General features: G+C 71.1%; 17 protein-coding genes. 9 read left to right on the forward strand and 8 right to left on the reverse strand.

All coding sequences use genetic code 11. The features are described from left to right. Nucleotides 1–212 precede the first annotated feature (212 nt). Complete coding sequence (gene map / locus F1721_RS11650; RefSeq protein ID WP_150066637.1) at nucleotides 213–980, reverse strand: type I methionyl aminopeptidase; 768 nt, start codon at nucleotides 978–980, stop codon at nucleotides 213–215. Between the two features lie 54 nt (nucleotides 981–1,034). Here map and F1721_RS11655 point away from each other — a divergent pair, with 54 nt between their 5' ends. The 3 genes from F1721_RS11655 (at nucleotide 1,035) to F1721_RS11665 (ending at nucleotide 3,010) form a co-directional block, all read left to right on the forward strand. Next, complete coding sequence (locus F1721_RS11655; RefSeq protein WP_150066638.1) at nucleotides 1,035–1,313, forward strand: helix-turn-helix domain-containing protein; 279 nt, start codon at nucleotides 1,035–1,037, stop codon at nucleotides 1,311–1,313. A gap of 375 nt (nucleotides 1,314–1,688) precedes the next feature. Then, the gene (locus tag F1721_RS11660) at nucleotides 1,689–2,204 is read left to right on the forward strand and encodes a hypothetical protein (RefSeq protein WP_150066639.1); all 516 of its coding nucleotides are present in this window, start codon (nucleotides 1,689–1,691) and stop codon (nucleotides 2,202–2,204) included. Next, nucleotides 2,198–3,010: a hypothetical protein gene (locus tag F1721_RS11665; protein WP_150066640.1), complete on the forward strand. Its 813-nt coding sequence runs from the start codon at nucleotides 2,198–2,200 to the stop codon at nucleotides 3,008–3,010. Before F1721_RS11660 ends, F1721_RS11665 begins: the two co-directional genes overlap by 7 nt. Before the next feature lie 2 nt (nucleotides 3,011–3,012). Here the strand turns inward: F1721_RS11665 and F1721_RS11670 are convergent, their stop codons facing one another. Next, entirely contained in the window at nucleotides 3,013–3,693 is a 681-nt protein-coding gene (locus tag F1721_RS11670) for an MSMEG_4193 family putative phosphomutase (RefSeq protein ID WP_150066641.1), read from the reverse strand. Between the two features lie 80 nt (nucleotides 3,694–3,773). Continuing rightward, nucleotides 3,774–4,604, reverse strand: a complete 831-nt coding sequence (locus tag F1721_RS11675) for an undecaprenyl-diphosphate phosphatase (protein ID WP_150066642.1) — start codon at nucleotides 4,602–4,604, stop codon at nucleotides 3,774–3,776. Nucleotides 4,605–4,877: 273 nt separating this feature from the next. Between F1721_RS11675 and F1721_RS11680 the strand changes: the two genes are divergently transcribed. The 3 genes from F1721_RS11680 (at nucleotide 4,878) to F1721_RS11690 (ending at nucleotide 7,132) form a co-directional block, all read left to right on the forward strand. Then, nucleotides 4,878–5,843 carry an aldo/keto reductase gene (locus F1721_RS11680; protein WP_150066643.1) on the forward strand — a complete coding sequence of 322 codons (966 nt, stop codon included), beginning with the start codon at nucleotides 4,878–4,880 and terminating at the stop codon, nucleotides 5,841–5,843. A gap of 87 nt (nucleotides 5,844–5,930) precedes the next feature. Further along, on the forward strand, nucleotides 5,931–6,911 hold the full coding sequence (locus F1721_RS11685) for a YncE family protein (protein ID WP_150066644.1): 981 nt from the start codon (nucleotides 5,931–5,933) through the stop codon (nucleotides 6,909–6,911). Further along, nucleotides 6,908–7,132: a DUF5703 family protein gene (locus F1721_RS11690; RefSeq protein ID WP_150066645.1), complete on the forward strand. Its 225-nt coding sequence runs from the start codon at nucleotides 6,908–6,910 to the stop codon at nucleotides 7,130–7,132. Before F1721_RS11685 ends, F1721_RS11690 begins: the two co-directional genes overlap by 4 nt. A gap of 3 nt (nucleotides 7,133–7,135) precedes the next feature. Here the strand turns inward: F1721_RS11690 and lplAB are convergent, their stop codons facing one another. After that, on the reverse strand, nucleotides 7,136–8,185 hold the full coding sequence (gene lplAB, locus F1721_RS11695; protein ID WP_150066646.1) for a lipoate-protein ligase LplAB: 1,050 nt from the start codon (nucleotides 8,183–8,185) through the stop codon (nucleotides 7,136–7,138). Between the two features lie 83 nt (nucleotides 8,186–8,268). Between lplAB and F1721_RS11700 the strand changes: the two genes are divergently transcribed. The 3 genes from F1721_RS11700 (at nucleotide 8,269) to F1721_RS11705 (ending at nucleotide 10,723) form a co-directional block, all read left to right on the forward strand. Continuing rightward, complete coding sequence (locus tag F1721_RS11700; RefSeq protein ID WP_150066647.1) at nucleotides 8,269–9,774, forward strand: N-acyl-D-amino-acid deacylase family protein; 1,506 nt, start codon at nucleotides 8,269–8,271, stop codon at nucleotides 9,772–9,774. A gap of 222 nt (nucleotides 9,775–9,996) precedes the next feature. Further along, nucleotides 9,997–10,143, forward strand: coding sequence for a hypothetical protein (locus tag F1721_RS34380; RefSeq protein WP_170301459.1), 147 nt, complete (start codon nucleotides 9,997–9,999; stop codon nucleotides 10,141–10,143). Between the two features lie 91 nt (nucleotides 10,144–10,234). Continuing rightward, nucleotides 10,235–10,723, forward strand: coding sequence for a DUF6194 family protein (locus tag F1721_RS11705; protein ID WP_150066648.1), 489 nt, complete (start codon nucleotides 10,235–10,237; stop codon nucleotides 10,721–10,723). Between the two features lie 43 nt (nucleotides 10,724–10,766). On the opposite strand, the gene F1721_RS11710 is transcribed toward F1721_RS11705, so the two are convergent. The 4 genes from F1721_RS11710 to F1721_RS11725 form a co-directional block, all read right to left on the reverse strand. Further along, entirely contained in the window at nucleotides 10,767–11,780 is a 1,014-nt protein-coding gene (locus F1721_RS11710; protein WP_150066649.1) for an alpha/beta fold hydrolase, read from the reverse strand. Nucleotides 11,781–11,898: 118 nt separating this feature from the next. Further along, the gene (locus tag F1721_RS11715) at nucleotides 11,899–14,061 is read right to left on the reverse strand and encodes a xanthine dehydrogenase family protein molybdopterin-binding subunit (protein WP_150066650.1); all 2,163 of its coding nucleotides are present in this window, start codon (nucleotides 14,059–14,061) and stop codon (nucleotides 11,899–11,901) included. Beyond that, complete coding sequence (locus F1721_RS11720; RefSeq protein WP_150066651.1) at nucleotides 14,058–15,020, reverse strand: FAD binding domain-containing protein; 963 nt, start codon at nucleotides 15,018–15,020, stop codon at nucleotides 14,058–14,060. Before F1721_RS11720 ends, F1721_RS11715 begins: the two co-directional genes overlap by 4 nt. Then, on the reverse strand, nucleotides 15,007–15,459 hold the full coding sequence (locus tag F1721_RS11725) for a (2Fe-2S)-binding protein (RefSeq protein WP_150066652.1): 453 nt from the start codon (nucleotides 15,457–15,459) through the stop codon (nucleotides 15,007–15,009). The genes F1721_RS11720 and F1721_RS11725 overlap by 14 nt, the downstream gene beginning before the upstream one ends. Between the last annotated feature and the right edge of the window lie 191 nt (nucleotides 15,460–15,650).

The following is a 15,650-nucleotide window of genomic DNA, read 5'->3' on the forward strand; positions in this document are numbered from 1 at the left end:
AATTCCTCGATGACGTGATCGGCAATTCCCAGTATCCGGATGACCACGTCGCGCCGCATGTGGCGTTGATCATCGCCGTGGTGGCGGGAAAGGGGACCTTCGGGGGTTGACGGGAGCGCGATCTGCTCCGCATTCGCCGGGCAGCGCGGTTTCGGCGGGATCCGGGAATCCTTTTTGCGACGATCTGGGTGGAATATTCCCGAGAATAGGGTTCAGAGCGCGGTGAGAATCCGCGGACCGTCGGCGGTGATGGCGACGGTGTGCCCGACGTGGGCGGCGCGGCTGCCGTCGCCGGTGCGCACCGTCCACCCGTCGTCGTCGGCGCAGGTGGCATCGGAGCCACCGGCCAGCAGCATCGGTTCGATCGTCAGCACCAGCCCCGGGCGCAGCGGAACGCCTTTGCCGGGGTGGCCGTCGTTGGGCACCTGCGGTGCCTCGTGCAGGTCGCGGCCGATGCCGTGGCCGCCGAGTCCGCTGGGGATGCCGTAGCCCGCGCTGCGCCCGAGCACGCCGATGGCGCGGGAGATCTCGCCGAGGCGAGCTCCGGGCCGGGCAGCGGCGATGCCGTCGGCCAGGGCCTGTTCGGCGGCCTGCACCAGCTCGGCGTCGCCGGGACCAGGTGTGCCGACGGTGAAGGTGATCGCGGCGGCGCCGACCCAGTCGTGGTGGCGTGCGGCGCACTCGACGCTGATCAGGTCGCCCTCGGCCAGGCGGGTGCGGTCCGGGATGCCGCGGGCGAGGGCGTCGTTGACCGAGGTGCGGATCGCACCGGGGAACGGCCCGGGCGCCCAGCGGGGGTGGTAGCCGTCGAACACCGGCCGGGCACCGGCGTCGGCGAGGACGGTGCGGGCGAGTTCGTCGAGCTCGCGCAGCGCGGTGCCGACCCGGGCGTGCTCGCGCACGGCGTGCAGGGCTTGGGCGGCGATGCGGCCCGCTTCGCGCAGGGCGTCGATCTCGGTGGCGGTCTTCAGCTCGATCACGGGTGGCTCCAGCAGCACTGGCCCAATAACTATACCGATATTAGTATCACGGTCATGGTGCGTGAACCGCTCACCGAGCACGAGCTGCGCCGGGGCGAGCTGCTGGGCCAGGCCCTGCGGGACGCGCGCGGCGAGCGCAGCATGGTCGAGATCGCCGCGACCGCGGGGATCTCCACCGAGACGTTGCGCAAGATCGAGAAGGGCCGGATCCCCACCCCGGCGTTCTTCACCGTCGCGGCGCTGGCCGACGCGGTGGGCCTGTCCCTGGACGAGCTGCGCCGCATCATCCTGGCGGGCCAAGCCCAACCGCGCCACCAACGCATCTCCGCCTAGCCCGATCGCGCCTCGGCGCGGAGTCCTCCTGACATCCAGCGCCACCGCGAGGTTCCGCCACCGCTGGAGCCAACCCCGGGCATAACGCGCGCTTAAGAACAGCTGAAATCACGCTCCCCTGTGGACTGTCCACAACGGAGCGATCAGCACCGTGACACTTCGTGTCCAGCCGTGCGTTTTCGGCTCATGACAGGCATTTCCACGCCCGCGAGGTGTAGATCACATTCGCCTGTTCCCATCGTCGTGCGCACCGGAAACAGCCCTTCCCGCCGAGCTCGGGTTCGTCGTCCGGACACCGAATCGTGATGCGTTCGCTACTATTCGGCCCGCCGGTCGGGGAAAACACGGCACCAACGCGACAAGGAGCTTCTTCCGTTGCCAGCCGAGACCCCTGCCCCGCTGCGCCGCTGGTGGTGGCGCACCCCCGCAGCCGTCCGAGCGCTGCCCGCCGCCGCGCTGCTGGCCGCGACCGCCGCCGCAGGCGTCAACGCCCTGCCCACCTCGGCGAGCCCCGAACTCGCCCAACCGGCACCACCACCCGCAGCTCCCCCACCACCGGCACCACCCACCCCGAGCACCACGACCCCCGAACCACAACCCACCCCGACCCGCAAGACCACCAGCCGCACCCCGACCCCGACCAGCACCCCGACGACCACGCAGCGGCCGAGCCCACCGGCACCGCCGCGACACCGACCCGACCCCGACCGCGATGAGCAGCGCACCACCACGACCACCACCTCCGAGACCCCGGAGGAGGAGTGGCCGCCGGTGGTCACCGAGAACCAGCGCTGCTCCCGCGAAGGCGACGTCGCCCGCACCCCCAGCGGCGCGGCAGCCAGCTGCGAACGCGACGACGACGGCAAGCTGAGGTGGACCACCCGATGGTGAACCCCGACACCGACCGCACCAGCGCCCTGCACATCCTCGAGAACGGGCCCCACGCACCGCGATGCCCCCGCGGCCACGGCCCGCTGACCGCCGGACCCGACGACCAGGCCCCCACCGGCGTCGCGCTGAGCTGCCCGACCTGCGGGCACCGCCGCGACACCGAGGTGTCGATGCTCAACACCCTGCTCAACCCCGGCACCGCCCGCTTCGACACACCCCTGCGCACCGACCCCACCCCACCCCGACCCGAGGTCGACCCGGCCGAGATCACCGCGGAGATCGCCGCGATCCAGACCGACGCCCGCGAACCGCTGGGCAAGACCGCCCCGGAAACCACCCGCGACAGCCTCGACCCCGACCACTTCGACTTCCCCGACGAACTGCCCCCACCCCCGCGCGGTCAGCGCCCCGACGGCACCATCCGCACCACCGGCTGGCTCCAGCTCGGCCGCCACCCCATCAGCTCCGGCATCTGGGCCGCGCTGGCCGGAGCCGCCCCCGGGCTCGCGCTCGTCGACCTCGCCGCCTGGCTACCGCTGGCCCTGCCCGCGCTGACCTGCACCGCCTGGTACGCCACCACCCGCTGGCTGCGCCCGGCCTCCCCGGCGATCAACCGCGAACGCCTCCGCGCCGACGAACTGCTGCCCGGCGACCCCGTCCGCCTGCACGGGCCGATCGGCCCGGTCGGCATCGTCGAACAGGTCACCCCCGACACCGAGCAGCACGTCCGCGTCCGCTTCACCGGCGGCACCCACCGCGTCCTGCCCGCCGACGCCCGCTGCCACCTCGTGCACCTGCGCGCCTGAGATCACCCCGCCGAACCACCCGTCGAACCCCCGACCACCGCATCCGAAGCCGCGGACTCCTTCGGCGGCAGCAGCGCCGAGACGTCCCCACCGGTGTCGTTGACCTTCACCACGAACGGCCGCGTCTCGGTGTAGCGCACCACGCTCACCGAACACGGATCCACCACGATCCGCTGGAACGCATCCAGGTGCATCCCCAGCGCATCGGCCAGCACCGCCTTGATCACATCCCCGTGCGTGCAGGCCAGCCACACCTCCTCGGCCCCCAACCGGCGGTCCCACGCCCGCACCGCGGCCACCGCCCGCGCCTGCACCTGCGCCAACCCCTCACCGGCCGGGAACACCGCCGCCGACGGGTGCTGCTGCACCACCCGCCACAACGGCTCCTGCGTCAACTCGCTGATCTTGCGGCCGGTCCACTCCCCGTAGTCCACCTCGGCCAGATCCGGCTCCACCACCGGCGACAACCCCCGCTCGGCCACCAGCCCCGCCACGGTCTCCCGGCAGCGCTGCAACGGCGAGACCACCACCTCCCGCAGCGGCACCCCCGCCAACCGCTCCACCAGCCCCGCGGCCTGGCCCTCGCCGGTCCCGTCCAACCCCACACCGGCCGACCGGCCCGCCAGGATCCCCGAACCGTTGGCCGCCGAACGCGCATGCCGCAACAAGATGAGAGTCGCCACGTCCGCCGAGGGTAGGCCACCGAGAAACGAACGCGGCCCGCGCCCACCGGGCACGGACCGCGTTCCCCGAACACCTCACCTCAGGGCTGCATGACCCCGAAGCCCAGCAGCGCGAACACCAGCAGACCCAGCACGATCCGGTACCACACGAACAGGTACACGCTGTGCCGCTCCACGAACCGCAGCAGCCACGCGATCACCGCGTAACCGACCACCCCGGCCACCACCGTGGCCACCACCATCTGCGCCACCGACGGCTGCAGACCGTGCGAGGACGGCTCGAACACGTGCGGGATCTCCGACAACCCCGCCGCGAACACCGCCGGGATCGCCAGCAGGAACGAGAACCGCACCGCCGTCGGCCGGTCCAGCCCCAGCGTCAGACCCGCCGTGATCGTGCCGCCCGACCGCGACACACCCGGGATCAGCGCCAGCGACTGCGCGAAACCCATCACCACACCATCGCGCAGCTGCAACCGGTCCTGCCCCCGGCGCTGCTGCCCGAACCGCTCGGCCAACCCCATCAGCACGCCGAACACGATCAGCATCGCCCCGGTGATCCACAAGCTCCGCAACGTCGAGCGGATGTAGTCCTGGAACAACAACCCCAGCACCCCGATCGGGATGCTGCCCACGATCACGTACCACGCCAACCGGTAGTCCTGCGTCCGCCGCACCTCGGCGTTGAACAACCCGCGGAACCACACCGCCACCAACCGCACGATGTCCTTGGCGAAGTAGATCACCACCGCCAGCTCGGTACCGATCTGCGTCACCGCGGTGAACGACGCACCCGCGTCATCACCGAAGAACAACTCCGACACGATCCGCAAATGCCCGGACGACGAGATCGGCAGGAACTCGGTCAGCCCCTGGACCACGGCCAACACCATGGCCTGCAACCACGACAACGAAACCCACTCCAGCACACAGTCGCCGACGAACCCGGCACCCGCCCCACGCGCGGGGCGACCGGAAAGACCGCCCCAAATCTTGCAGCATCCCCCACCTCACCCGATCGCCGCCCTGCCCACCCCGCATCCCCCAGGTCAGCGACCAGTCGATCACCCACCGCAACAACAGCGATCCGGACCAAACCGACCCTGTGATCCGGGCCACCCCGCAGCAGACCCGCCGCCCCAACCTCACCGACCAACGCCCCCGCACCGAATACCCTCCCCACCGTGGAACACCGACAACTCGGCCGCAGCGGCCTCCGCGTCTCCCGCCTCGCCCTCGGCACCATGACCTGGGGGCTCGACACCGACGCCGACCAAGCCGCCGAACAGCTGTCGACCTTCCACGACGCCGGCGGCACCCTCGTCGACACCGCCGACGTCTACCAGGACGGCCACGCCGAAACCATCCTCGGCGAACTGCTCACCCACCACATCCCCCGCGACGAGATCGTCCTGGCCACCACCGCCGCCGCCCGCCGCAAACCCGGCCCCTTCGGCGGCGGCGCCTCCCGCGGCTCCCTGCTCGCCGCCCTCGACGACTCCCTGCGCCGTCTGCAGACCGACCACATCGACCTCTGGCAGCTCCACGCCTGGGACCCCGCCGTCCCCCTCGACGAAACCCTCGCCGCCATCGACACCGCCACCACCACCGGACGCGTCCGCTACGCCGGCACCGCCAACTACGCAGGCTGGCAACTGGCCACCGCCGCCACCCACCAGCGCGCCCACCCCACCCGCACCCCCCTCATCTCCACCCAGCACGAGTACTCCCTGCTCGACCGCACCCCCGAACGCGAAGTCATCCCCGCCGCCACCCACCACGGACTCGGCCTGCTCGCCTGGGCACCCCTCGGCCGCGGCGTCCTCACCGGCAAGTACCGCAACTCCACCCCCGCCGACTCCCGCGGCGCCGGCCCCCTGGCCAGCTACGTCGAACACCACCGCACCGAACGCGCCGCCCGCATCGTGCACGCCGTGCTCACCGCCGCCGAAGGACTCGGCACCCCACCCGCCCACGTCGCCCTCGCCTGGGTCCGCGACCGCCCCGGCGTCACCGCCCCCGTCCTCGGCACCCGCACCACCAGCCAGCTCAAAACCGCCCTCGCCGCCGAAGACCTCACCCTCCCGCCCGCCATCCGCGCCGCCCTCGACGACATCAGCGCCCCCACCGACACCCCACCCCAACCCTGACCACACCACACCGCCCGACCGGCCATCAGGGATGCTGGAACCAACAACCCCGCCACCCGCGGGCCAGCACCACCAAGGAGGGCCTCGTTGCGCCGTCTGGTCATCACGTGCCTGATCGCCACCCTGCTCACCGGCTGCGCGACCGACAAACCCAGCGACCCCCTCCAGGTCACCGACACCCTCACCGCCGCCACCCCGGCCACCTCACCACCCGCCACCACCCCACCGGCCGGCACCGTCCACCCCGCACCCCCCATCCAGCACACCGCCTACGACCCCACCACCCACACCCTCGTGCTGGCCAGCGGACCCACCCTCACCCTCACCAACACCACCACCGGCGCCCAGCAGACCACCACCCTGCCCAGCGCCCCCGCCGCACTGCACCTCGCCGACGGCCAACTCCTCGCCGCCCTCCCCGACACCGACGAGATCGCCCGCACCGACCTGCGCACCGCCCGCACCAGCACCACCCCCGTGCCCGGCGGCCCGGTCTACGCCGCCGACCTCGACCCCGAACGCACCGCCGTCGCCCTGCGCAACCCCGCCACCGTCACCATCCTGCGCAACGGCACCCCCACCGCCACCGCCGACAACCTCCAAGGCCCCGCCCAACTCCTGCCCACCCCCCACGACCTCTACGTCCTGGACCGCCTCACCACCGCCCTGACCCCCATCAACCCCACCACCGGCGACAAAGGCGCAGGCCTGCGCGCCGGAAAGGGCGCCACCAACGCCGTCGGCGACCGCTACGGACGCATCCTCACCATCGACACCCGAGGCCAGGAACTCCTCGCCTTCAGCACCGACCCCCTGGTGATGAAGCAGCGCTACCCCGTCCCCGGCGCCCCCTACGGCCTCGCCTACGACCCCACCCGCGACCTAGCCTGGGTCACACTGACCGCAACCAACGAAATCGTCGGCTACGACATCGCCGGCGGCGAACCCACCGAACGCCACCGGCTGCCCACCATCACCCAACCCAACAGCGTCGCAGTCGACCCCGACACCGGAACGATCTACATCGCCTCCGCCAACGGCGCCGGATACCAGGTGGTGACGCCATGACCACAACCCCGGAAGGGACCCAGACCGACACCGACTGGGAGTACCGGCCGCTGCGCCTGCCCCCGGGCGTCACCCGCCTGAGCGCAGCGACCCAGCTCAGCATCCACGCCGAGTTCTCCGGCTGGGAGCTCTCCCGCGTCCTGCTCTACTCCGACGGCACCCGCAAGGTCTGGCTCCGCCGCAAGCGCAACACCCCGGGGATCCCCGAACTCCTCACCTGAACCTCACGGCACCCGCAACAACCACTCCCGAGTCGCGAACTTCGACTCGATCAACTCCTGCGCCCGCGCGCGCTCGGCATCGGTCACCGGCCCCTCCACCAGCCCGAACCGATCCCGGAACCCCCCGATCAACCGATCGATGATCACCTCGCGCGCCAACCCCGTCTGCCGCCGCAGCGGATCCACCCGCTTCTTCGCGCTCGTCACCCCCTTGTCCGACAGCTTCTCCTTGCCCACCCGCAGCACCTCACCCATCTTGTCCGCATCGATGCTGTAGGACATCGTCACGTGGTGCAGCACCGCACCCGAGGCCAACCGCTTCTGCGCCGCCCCACCGATCTTGCCCGCATCCGACGCAATGTCGTTCAACGGCTGGTACCACACGTTCAACCCCAGATCCCGCAGCACACCCAGCACCCAGTCGTCCAAGAACGCGTAGGACTCCGCGAAACTCATCCCCGCCACCAACGACGCCGGCGCGTACAGCGAATACGTCACCGTGTTGCCCGGCTCCACGAACATCGCCCCACCACCGGTGATCCGCCGCACCACCTCGATCCCGTGCCGCCGCGCCCCCTCCAGGTCCACCTCGTTGCGCACCGACTGGAAGCTGCCGATGATCACCGACGGCGCCGCCCACTCCCAGAACCGCAACGTCGGAGCCCGCCGCCCCGCACCCACCTCCTCGGCCAGCACCTGGTCCAACGCCATGTGCATCAACGGCGTCTGCGGCCCGTCGTGCACCAACCGCCACTCGTGATCACCCCAGTCCGACGCCCGCGACAACGCCCGCCGCACCGCCACCGCGACCGCCTCCGCGTCGAACCCCACCAACCGCGCCCCCACCGGAAGTCCACTGTGGATCCGAGCGGCCAGCTCCACCCCGTCGGCGTCCACCGGCGCCCCGGTCAGCGCCCCGTTGATCGACTCCAACGCCTCATCCGGCTCCAGGAAGAAATCACCGCTCACCCGCACCCCGGACAACCGGCCGTCCACCACGTCCAGATCGACCACGACCAGCTTCCCACCGGGAACCTTGTACTCACCGTGCACCGCGCACACCCCTGAAAATCGACAACTACCACCGACAACATCGCACAACCCCGGATATTCCACCCCACCCGGAGGCCACCACCGTGACCGAACTCCTGCTCACCGGAGCACACCTCGCCGACGGCACCACGACCCCGCTGCGCCCCGCCGACGTCCTCCTGCGCGACGACAGGATCGCCGCCGTCGACACCCCCGGCGCCTTCCCGCCCGACATCCCCCGCCGCGACCTCACCGGCCTCGTCCTCGCCCCCGGCTTCATCGACGTCCACTCCCACGCCGACAACGCACCCCTGCTCCCCACCGACGACACCACCAAGATCCACCAGGGCATCACCACCGAGATCGTCGGCAACTGCGGCTTCAGCCTCGCCCCGCGCAGCCGCGACCACCACGACACCCTCGCCACCTTCCTGCAGCGCCTCTTCGCACCCCTGCAGCTCACCTGGACCGGCTTCCACGACCTGTTCGCCGCCACCGACGCCGCCGGTTACGTCACCAACTACTGCCCGCTGGTCGGCCACGGCACCCTCCGCATCGCCGCCACCGGCATGACCGACGCAGCCCCCGACGACGACGCCCGCCGCACCATGCGCACCGCCCTCGAGGAGGGCATGACCGCCGGCGCCTTCGGCCTGTCCAGCGGCCTGATCTACCCACCCGCCGTCTTCGCCACCACCGACGAGCTCACCGACCTCGCCACCGTCCTCGGCGGCAGCGGCCACTACGTCACGCACATGCGCAACGAGGGCGACGCGCTGCTGGACTCCCTCGACGAAGCCCTGCGCATCGGCGCCGTCGCCGGACGAACCCACATCTCCCACCTCAAGGTCACCGGCCGCCGCAACTGGGGCACCATGCGCACCGCCCTCGACCGGCTCGACCGCGCCCGCCAGCACGGCCAGACCGTCCACCAGGACGTCTACCCCTACACCGCGTCCTCCACGATGCTCACCGCCCTGCTGCCCAGCCACCTCCTCGTCGGCAGCCCCGAGGAGATCCTCGCCCGGCTCACCAGCCCGGCCACCCGCGACGAGATCGCCACCACCGCCAGCCACCGCCACGAAGGCCGCACCCTGGCCGAGATCGCCGAGGCCACCGGCGCCGAACCCGTCGACGCCCTCATCGACGTCCTGGTCACCGAGCGGCTGCGCGCCGCGATGATCCACTTCAGCATGCACGAGGACGACCTCGAACTCGCCCTGGCCGACCCGCGCACCGCCATCGGCTCCGACGGCCTGCCGCCCGGCACCGGCGGCCGACCGCACCCCCGCCTGACCAGCACCTTCCCCCGCGTCCTCGGCCGCTACACCCGCGACCGCGAAGTGCTCACCCTGCCCGAGGCCGTGCACCGGATGACCTGGCTGCCCGCGCAGATCTTCGGCATCCCCGACCGCGGCCTGATCGCTCCCGGCAAGGTCGCCGACCTCGTCGCCTTCGACCCGCGAACGGTCCGCGACCGCGGCGACTACCAGGACCCGCTGCAGCAGCCCGCCGGGATCCCGTGGGTGTGCCAGGGCGGCCGCACCGTCGTCGAGGACGGCCGATACCTCGGCCCCCGCAGCGGAATCCGCCTCACCCCGCGAAGCTGATCGCCGTCGAGGCGATCTTTTCCGGTGTGTGCTGATGTGAGTTCGGGTTCGGGATTTAATTTCGATCAACACTGAAATGATAGAGATCAGTATCGTTCCTGATCAACGTCGATCACCTGCTCGACCGGGCGATTCCGATCAGCCCCTGAGCGGGTCGCGATGCGATCTCCAGTGCCGAGAAGCACCATCGGGCAATCACTTCCGCGTCGAAAGGAGCCGGGCATGACGCTCTCCGACCCCCTCACCGCCCACCAGCGCTACGACTCCTTCGACCCGGACCACGACGACCTCCACCTCCCCGCCCAGGACCGCACCGAGCCCGACCTCGACGATCTCGATGAGAGCCACCTGATCCGCGGCTACGACTGACGCGACAACCCCGATTTGAAGGTTTGACATCGGCAGGCCGGTGATCACGAGCAAAAGTCTCAAAGAGCACTTCAACGATAAAGTTGAAGGCATGGACACCCGCGAGAACACCGGCCTGACCGAGGCCGACATCATCGAGCACACCCGCAACCTGCCCGGCGTCGTGGCGGAAACGGCCGACGAAGCCAGCGGCGCCCCGGAAATCGCCTGGGGCGACACGTTCTTCCACTACGACCCGGAAGGCCGCGACCCCGCCGACCGGCCGTTCCCGTTCGCCACGATCGTCACCAAGGACTACACCGGGTTCGACACCGCCTCGAACGTCGACCGCCCCGGCGTGTACCGCCTCAACATCAACGTCGGCCGCACCGAGTTCCACCGGCTCGTCGGCCACACCCCCGCCGCGCACGCCACCCACCACGACGAGTTCGACTACACCACCCTGGACCAGGTCCTCCCCCACCCCACCTACGCGGCCCAGGGCTGGATCTCGATCCTCAACCCCGGACCGCGCACCGCCGACCAGGCCCTGGCCCTGATCACCCAGGCCCACGCCCGCGCGGCACAACGCCACCGCTGAGCCGCTCCGCGGCTGGCCACCCCGGCCAGCCGCAACCCCGCGCTCACACCTCCCGCGCCAGCAGCTCCCGAAGCGCGCCATCGATGAACGCCGTGTCCACCGGATTCATCCCCGCACCCGCGAAGTGCCCCCACGCACCGGGGATCACCCGCAGCTCCGCCCCCGGAACGCGCGCGACCTCCCACTCGTTGTCCTCCGGCGGGAAGTACAGGTCCTGCTGAGCGGGCATGATCACCGCCGCCGCCCGGATGCCCGCCAGCGCCTCCTCGATCCCGGCGCACCCCGGAGTCGCCCCGAGATCGGCGTTCTGCCAGGTCCACAACATCGCCAGCAGGTTGTTCGCATCCCGCCCGAGGAACAACGCCTCCCAGTACCCGACCAGGAAGTCCTCCAGGCTCCCGTAGTCCAGCTCGGACTCGAAGATCCGCTCCCGGTAGAACTGCTGGCTGAACCCCCACCCCGCGTACACCCGCGCCATCGCCCGCAACCCCGTCGTGGGCTGGGTGTCGTACCAGCCGTCGCGCCACGCCGCATCAGCGGTCAGCGCGGCCTTGACCCCCTCCAGGAACACGATGTTGTGCACGCTGGTCTTCGCCGCACCGCAGAACGGCAGGATCCGCCGCACCACCTCCGGATGGCTCAGCGCCCACTGGTAGGTCTGCGCCGCCCCCATCGACCACCCGGTCACCAGCTCCAGGCGCTCGATCCCCAAGTGCTCGGTGACCAGCCGGTGCTGCAACCGCACGTTGTCGTGCACCGTCACGCGCGGGAACCGCGCCCGGTCGTGCGGCGGCGGCGTGTTGCTCGGCGACGACGACAGACCGTTGCCCAGCATGTTCGGCACGATGATGAAGTACCGCGAGGGGTCCAGCGCCATGCCCTCGCCGATCAGCCACTCGTTGTCGTAGTGCTGACCCGAGTACCAGGTCGGGTACACGATCGCGTTGGACCGGTCCGCGTTCAGCTCGCCGTAGGTCTGGTACGCCAGCTTCGCATCCCGCAGGGTGGCGCCGCCCTGCAGCCGGACATCGCCCAGCTCGAACACCTGGTAGTCCATCGCAGCCCTCCGACCCCCGCGGTGCTCGCGGGAACGACCCGTCCGCCACCTCGACCAGTCTGGGCCGGACCGGGCGCGTGCACCACCGCCGAACACCGGCGGCGGTGCACGCCGGGCCCTACTCCACCAGCAGGTCCTCGATGGTGATCGGGATGTGGCGGACCCGGATCCCCGTGGCGTTGTAGACCGCGTTGGCCACCGCCGCCGCCACGCCGACCGTGCCGATCTCGCCCAGCCCCTTCGACCCGACGGCGTTGTGCAGCGTGTCCGGGTACTGGACGAACTCGACCTCGGCCTCGGGGATGTCGGCGTTCACCGGCACCAGGTAACCGGCGAAGTCACCGTTGGCCAGCCGACCGCTCCCCTCGATCTCCAACGCCTCGTGCAGCGCCGCCGACACACCCCAGATCATCCCGCCGAGCGCCTGGCTGCGCGCCGCCTTCTCGTTGATGATCCGCCCGCAGTCGAACACGCCGAGCATCCGCGACAACCGCGTCTCGCGCGTCCACTTGTGCACCCGCACCTCGCAGAACTGCGCCCCGAACGAGCTGAACGAGTGCTTCGTCAGCTCCTCGCCCGGCGCCGACGAACCGGTCGCCGACAACGACTCGCGGTTCACCGCCCGCAGCAGCTCGCCGAAGCTCAACGCGCGACCGTCCTCGGCCAGCACCCGACCGTCCTCGTAGGACACCTCCGCCCCCTCGAACGGCGCGCCCGGCGCCGACGCCAGGGCCAGCAGCGCATCGATCACCTCGGTGGCGGCGACCATCACCGCCGAACCCGCGCTCGCGGTGGCGGTCGAACCGCCGGACATCCCGCCCGGCGGGAACGCCGAATCGCCCAGCCGCGGCGTGATCCGCTCCACCGGAACGGCCAGCGACTCCGCCCCCACCAGGGCCAGCACCGTGAGCAGACCGGTACCCGGGTCCGCACCGCTGGTCGAGATCACCGCCGTCTCATTCGCCCGCAAGGTGATCTCGACGGTGGCCGGGAACCGCAGCGCGGGGAACATCGCCGTGGCCACCCCCATGCCCACCAGCCAGTCCCCGTCCTCGCGACCGCGCGGCGAGCGCTGCGCCCACCCGAACCGCTCCGCACCGATCTGGAAGCACTCATCGAGGTGCTTGCTGGACCACTGCAGGTCCTTGCCCGGCGGCGCGATCGAGCTGTTCCGCCGCCGCAGCTCGATCGGATCCACACCCAGCTCCACCGCCAGCTCGTCGATCGCGCTCTCCAGCGCGAACGACCCCGGCGCCTCCCCCGGCGCCCGCATGAACGTGGTCGGCGGGATGTGCAGCGGCACGATCTTCTGGCTGACCGCCAGGTTCTGCGTCGCGTACCACTCCCGCGACGTGCCGTGCGAGGTCGGCTCCACGAACGAGCGGTCCGCCGCGGTGCTGCACCACGAGTCGTGCCGCAACGCGATCAGCGTGCCGTCCTCGGCCGCACCCAAGGCGATCTTCTGCACCGTCGCGGCGCGACCGGCCGTCGCGGTGAACACCTGCTCCCGGGTCAGCGCCGCCTTCACCGGCCGCCCGAGCACCCTCGCCGCCGCAGCAGCCAAGTACGCCGGGGCCGAAGTGCGCCCCTTGCCGCCGAAAGCCCCGCCCACGAACGGGTTCAGCGCGCGCACCGACGTGATGTCCACGCCCAGCGCGCTGGCCAGCTCGGCGGCCTGCAGGTCCGAGCCCTGGTTCCCGCTGTAGACGGTCAGCGTGCCGTCCTCCCACACCGCCACCGCCGAGTGCGGCTCCATCGCGGCGTGGTTCTGCGTCGCGGTGCGGTACGTCGCCTCCACCACCACGCTGCTGGCCGCGAAGGCGTCCTCGATGGACTCCACGCCCTCCGCCAGCACCTCGACGTCCTCGGTGCCGGGCGCGTCCTCGGCCGTCGCCAGCCCCTCCTCCAACGACGTCGACGCCGGACGCTCCCGGTAGGTGACCCCGACCAGCATCGCCGCGTCCCGCGCCCGCTCGAAGGTCTCGGCCACCACGAAACCGATCGGCTGGCCGTAGTAGGTGACCTCCCGGTCCTGCAGCGGAACCCAGGACTCGCCGAACAGCGGCGACTGCGGCCTGTTCAGCTCCAGCGGCTCGAACGGCGTGTAGACCCCGAGCACCCCGGGAGCGCTCTCGGCCGCCGCGACGTCCATCGACTCGATCTCGCCGTGCGCGATGGTGCTGAGCACGAGATACCCGTAGGCCGTGCCCGGGAAGTTGTGGTCCGCCCCGTACTTGGCCTGCCCGGTGACTTTCAGCGGACCGTCCAACCGGCTGGTCACAGGCTGCTCCCTTCGGTCAGTTCGAGCAGTGCGCGGACCACCGTCCGCTTCAGCAGCGGCACCTTGAAACCGTTGCCGGACAACGGCCGGGCCCCCTCCGCCGCCACCGACGCCGCGTCCTCGAAGGACGCCTGCGCCACCGGCGCGCCGCGCAGGGCCTCCTCGACCGCGGGCAGCCGCCACGGCACCGTCGCCACCCCGCCGACCGCCACCCGCGCGTCGACGATGCGGGAATCCCGCACGTCCAGCGCCACTGCGGCCGAGCACAGCGCGAACTCGTAGGACTGCCGGTCCCGCACCTTGACGTAGGTGGAGCGCGACGCCCAGTCCAACCGGGGCACCACGACCTCGCTGATCAGCTCACCGGGGCGCAGGTCGGTCTCGACCTCGGGGGTGTCCCCCGGAACCCGGTAGAAATCGGCCAACCGGACCACGCGGCTGCCCCCGGAGCTGACCAGCCGCACCTCCGCGTCGAGCGCGACCAGCGCCACCGCCAGATCGCTGGCGTGCGTCGCCGCGCACGAATCGCTGGTGCCCAGCACGGCGTGCATCCGGTTCGCCCCGGACAGCGCCGGGCATCCGCTCCCCGGATCCCGGCGGTTGCACGGCATCGCGACGTCCCGGAAGTACGAGCACCGGGTCCGCTGCATCAGGTTCCCGCCGATGCTCGCCATGTTCCGCAACTGCTGGGAAGCGCTCAGCAGCAGCGCCCTGGAGATCGCCGGGTACACCCCGGGGTGCGCCGCGACGTCGCTCATCCGCTCCAGCGCACCGATCCGCAGCCCGTCGCCGGTGTCGATGCCGCGCAACGGCAGCCCGTTGATGTCCACGACCTGCGCCGGGGTGAGGACGTCGAGCTTCATCAGGTCGACGAGGGTGGTCCCGCCCGCCAGGAACGCACCCGGTTCGGCCAGCGCCGCTTCGACGGTCGGCGGCGCGGTCAGCTCAAAGGGACGCATCGGATCGCCTCGCTCGTTCAACCGCCGCAACGATGTTCGGGTAGGCCGCGCAGCGGCAGAGGTTGCCGGACATGAACTCGCGGACGTCCTCGACGTCCTGCTCGACCGCCGCGACGGCCGACATGATCTGCCCGGAGGTGCAGAACCCGCACTGCAGGGCGTCCTGGTCGACGAACGCCTGCTGGACCGGGTGCAGCTGCCCCTCCTCGGCCAAGCCTTCCACGGTCGTCACCGGCTGCTTCACGGTGGCGGCCAGGGTCAGGCACGAGAGCACGGGTCGGCCGCCGACGTGCACGGTGCAGGCACCGCACTGGCCGCGGTCGCAGCCCTTCTTCGGTCCGGTCACGCCGAGCTGCTCCCGGAGCGCGTCCAGGAGCGTCACGCCGGGATCGACGCTGAGCCGCTCGGTCGTGCCGTTGATGTCGATTGAGATGTCCACTGGGTCCCTTTCCCGCGGACCGACCCCAGGACGGCCGCGGTGGCGTGGATGATCGTGGTGGGAGTGATGTGGAGACCGGGGCCGGAACCGGTCCGGCCGCGCAACCGACGCTAGCGGATACTTATCCGCTTCGCAAACGTCCACCTGTCCGCAGCTTGCCGCACTCCGCGCGGACCGTGCACTACATTTCA

Source organism: Saccharopolyspora hirsuta (assembly GCF_008630535.1).
In the GTDB taxonomy this organism is placed as follows: domain Bacteria; phylum Actinomycetota; class Actinomycetes; order Mycobacteriales; family Pseudonocardiaceae; genus Saccharopolyspora; species Saccharopolyspora hirsuta.

Excerpts from the sequence above, each read along its gene's own strand:
- F1721_RS11720 (WP_150066651.1), bottom strand. The coding sequence starts at position 15,020 with ATGCGTCCCTTTGAGCTGACCGCGCCGCCGACCGTCGAAGCGGCGCTG.
- F1721_RS11690 (WP_150066645.1), top strand. The coding sequence starts at position 6,908 with ATGACCACAACCCCGGAAGGGACCCAGACCGACACCGACTGGGAGTAC.
- F1721_RS11655 (WP_150066638.1), top strand. The coding sequence starts at position 1,035 with ATGGTGCGTGAACCGCTCACCGAGCACGAGCTGCGCCGGGGCGAGCTG.
- F1721_RS11705 (WP_150066648.1), top strand. The coding sequence starts at position 10,235 with ATGGACACCCGCGAGAACACCGGCCTGACCGAGGCCGACATCATCGAG.
- F1721_RS34380 (WP_170301459.1), top strand. The coding sequence starts at position 9,997 with ATGACGCTCTCCGACCCCCTCACCGCCCACCAGCGCTACGACTCCTTC.
- F1721_RS11665 (WP_150066640.1), top strand. The coding sequence starts at position 2,198 with ATGGTGAACCCCGACACCGACCGCACCAGCGCCCTGCACATCCTCGAG.
- F1721_RS11710 (WP_150066649.1), bottom strand. The coding sequence starts at position 11,780 with ATGGACTACCAGGTGTTCGAGCTGGGCGATGTCCGGCTGCAGGGCGGC.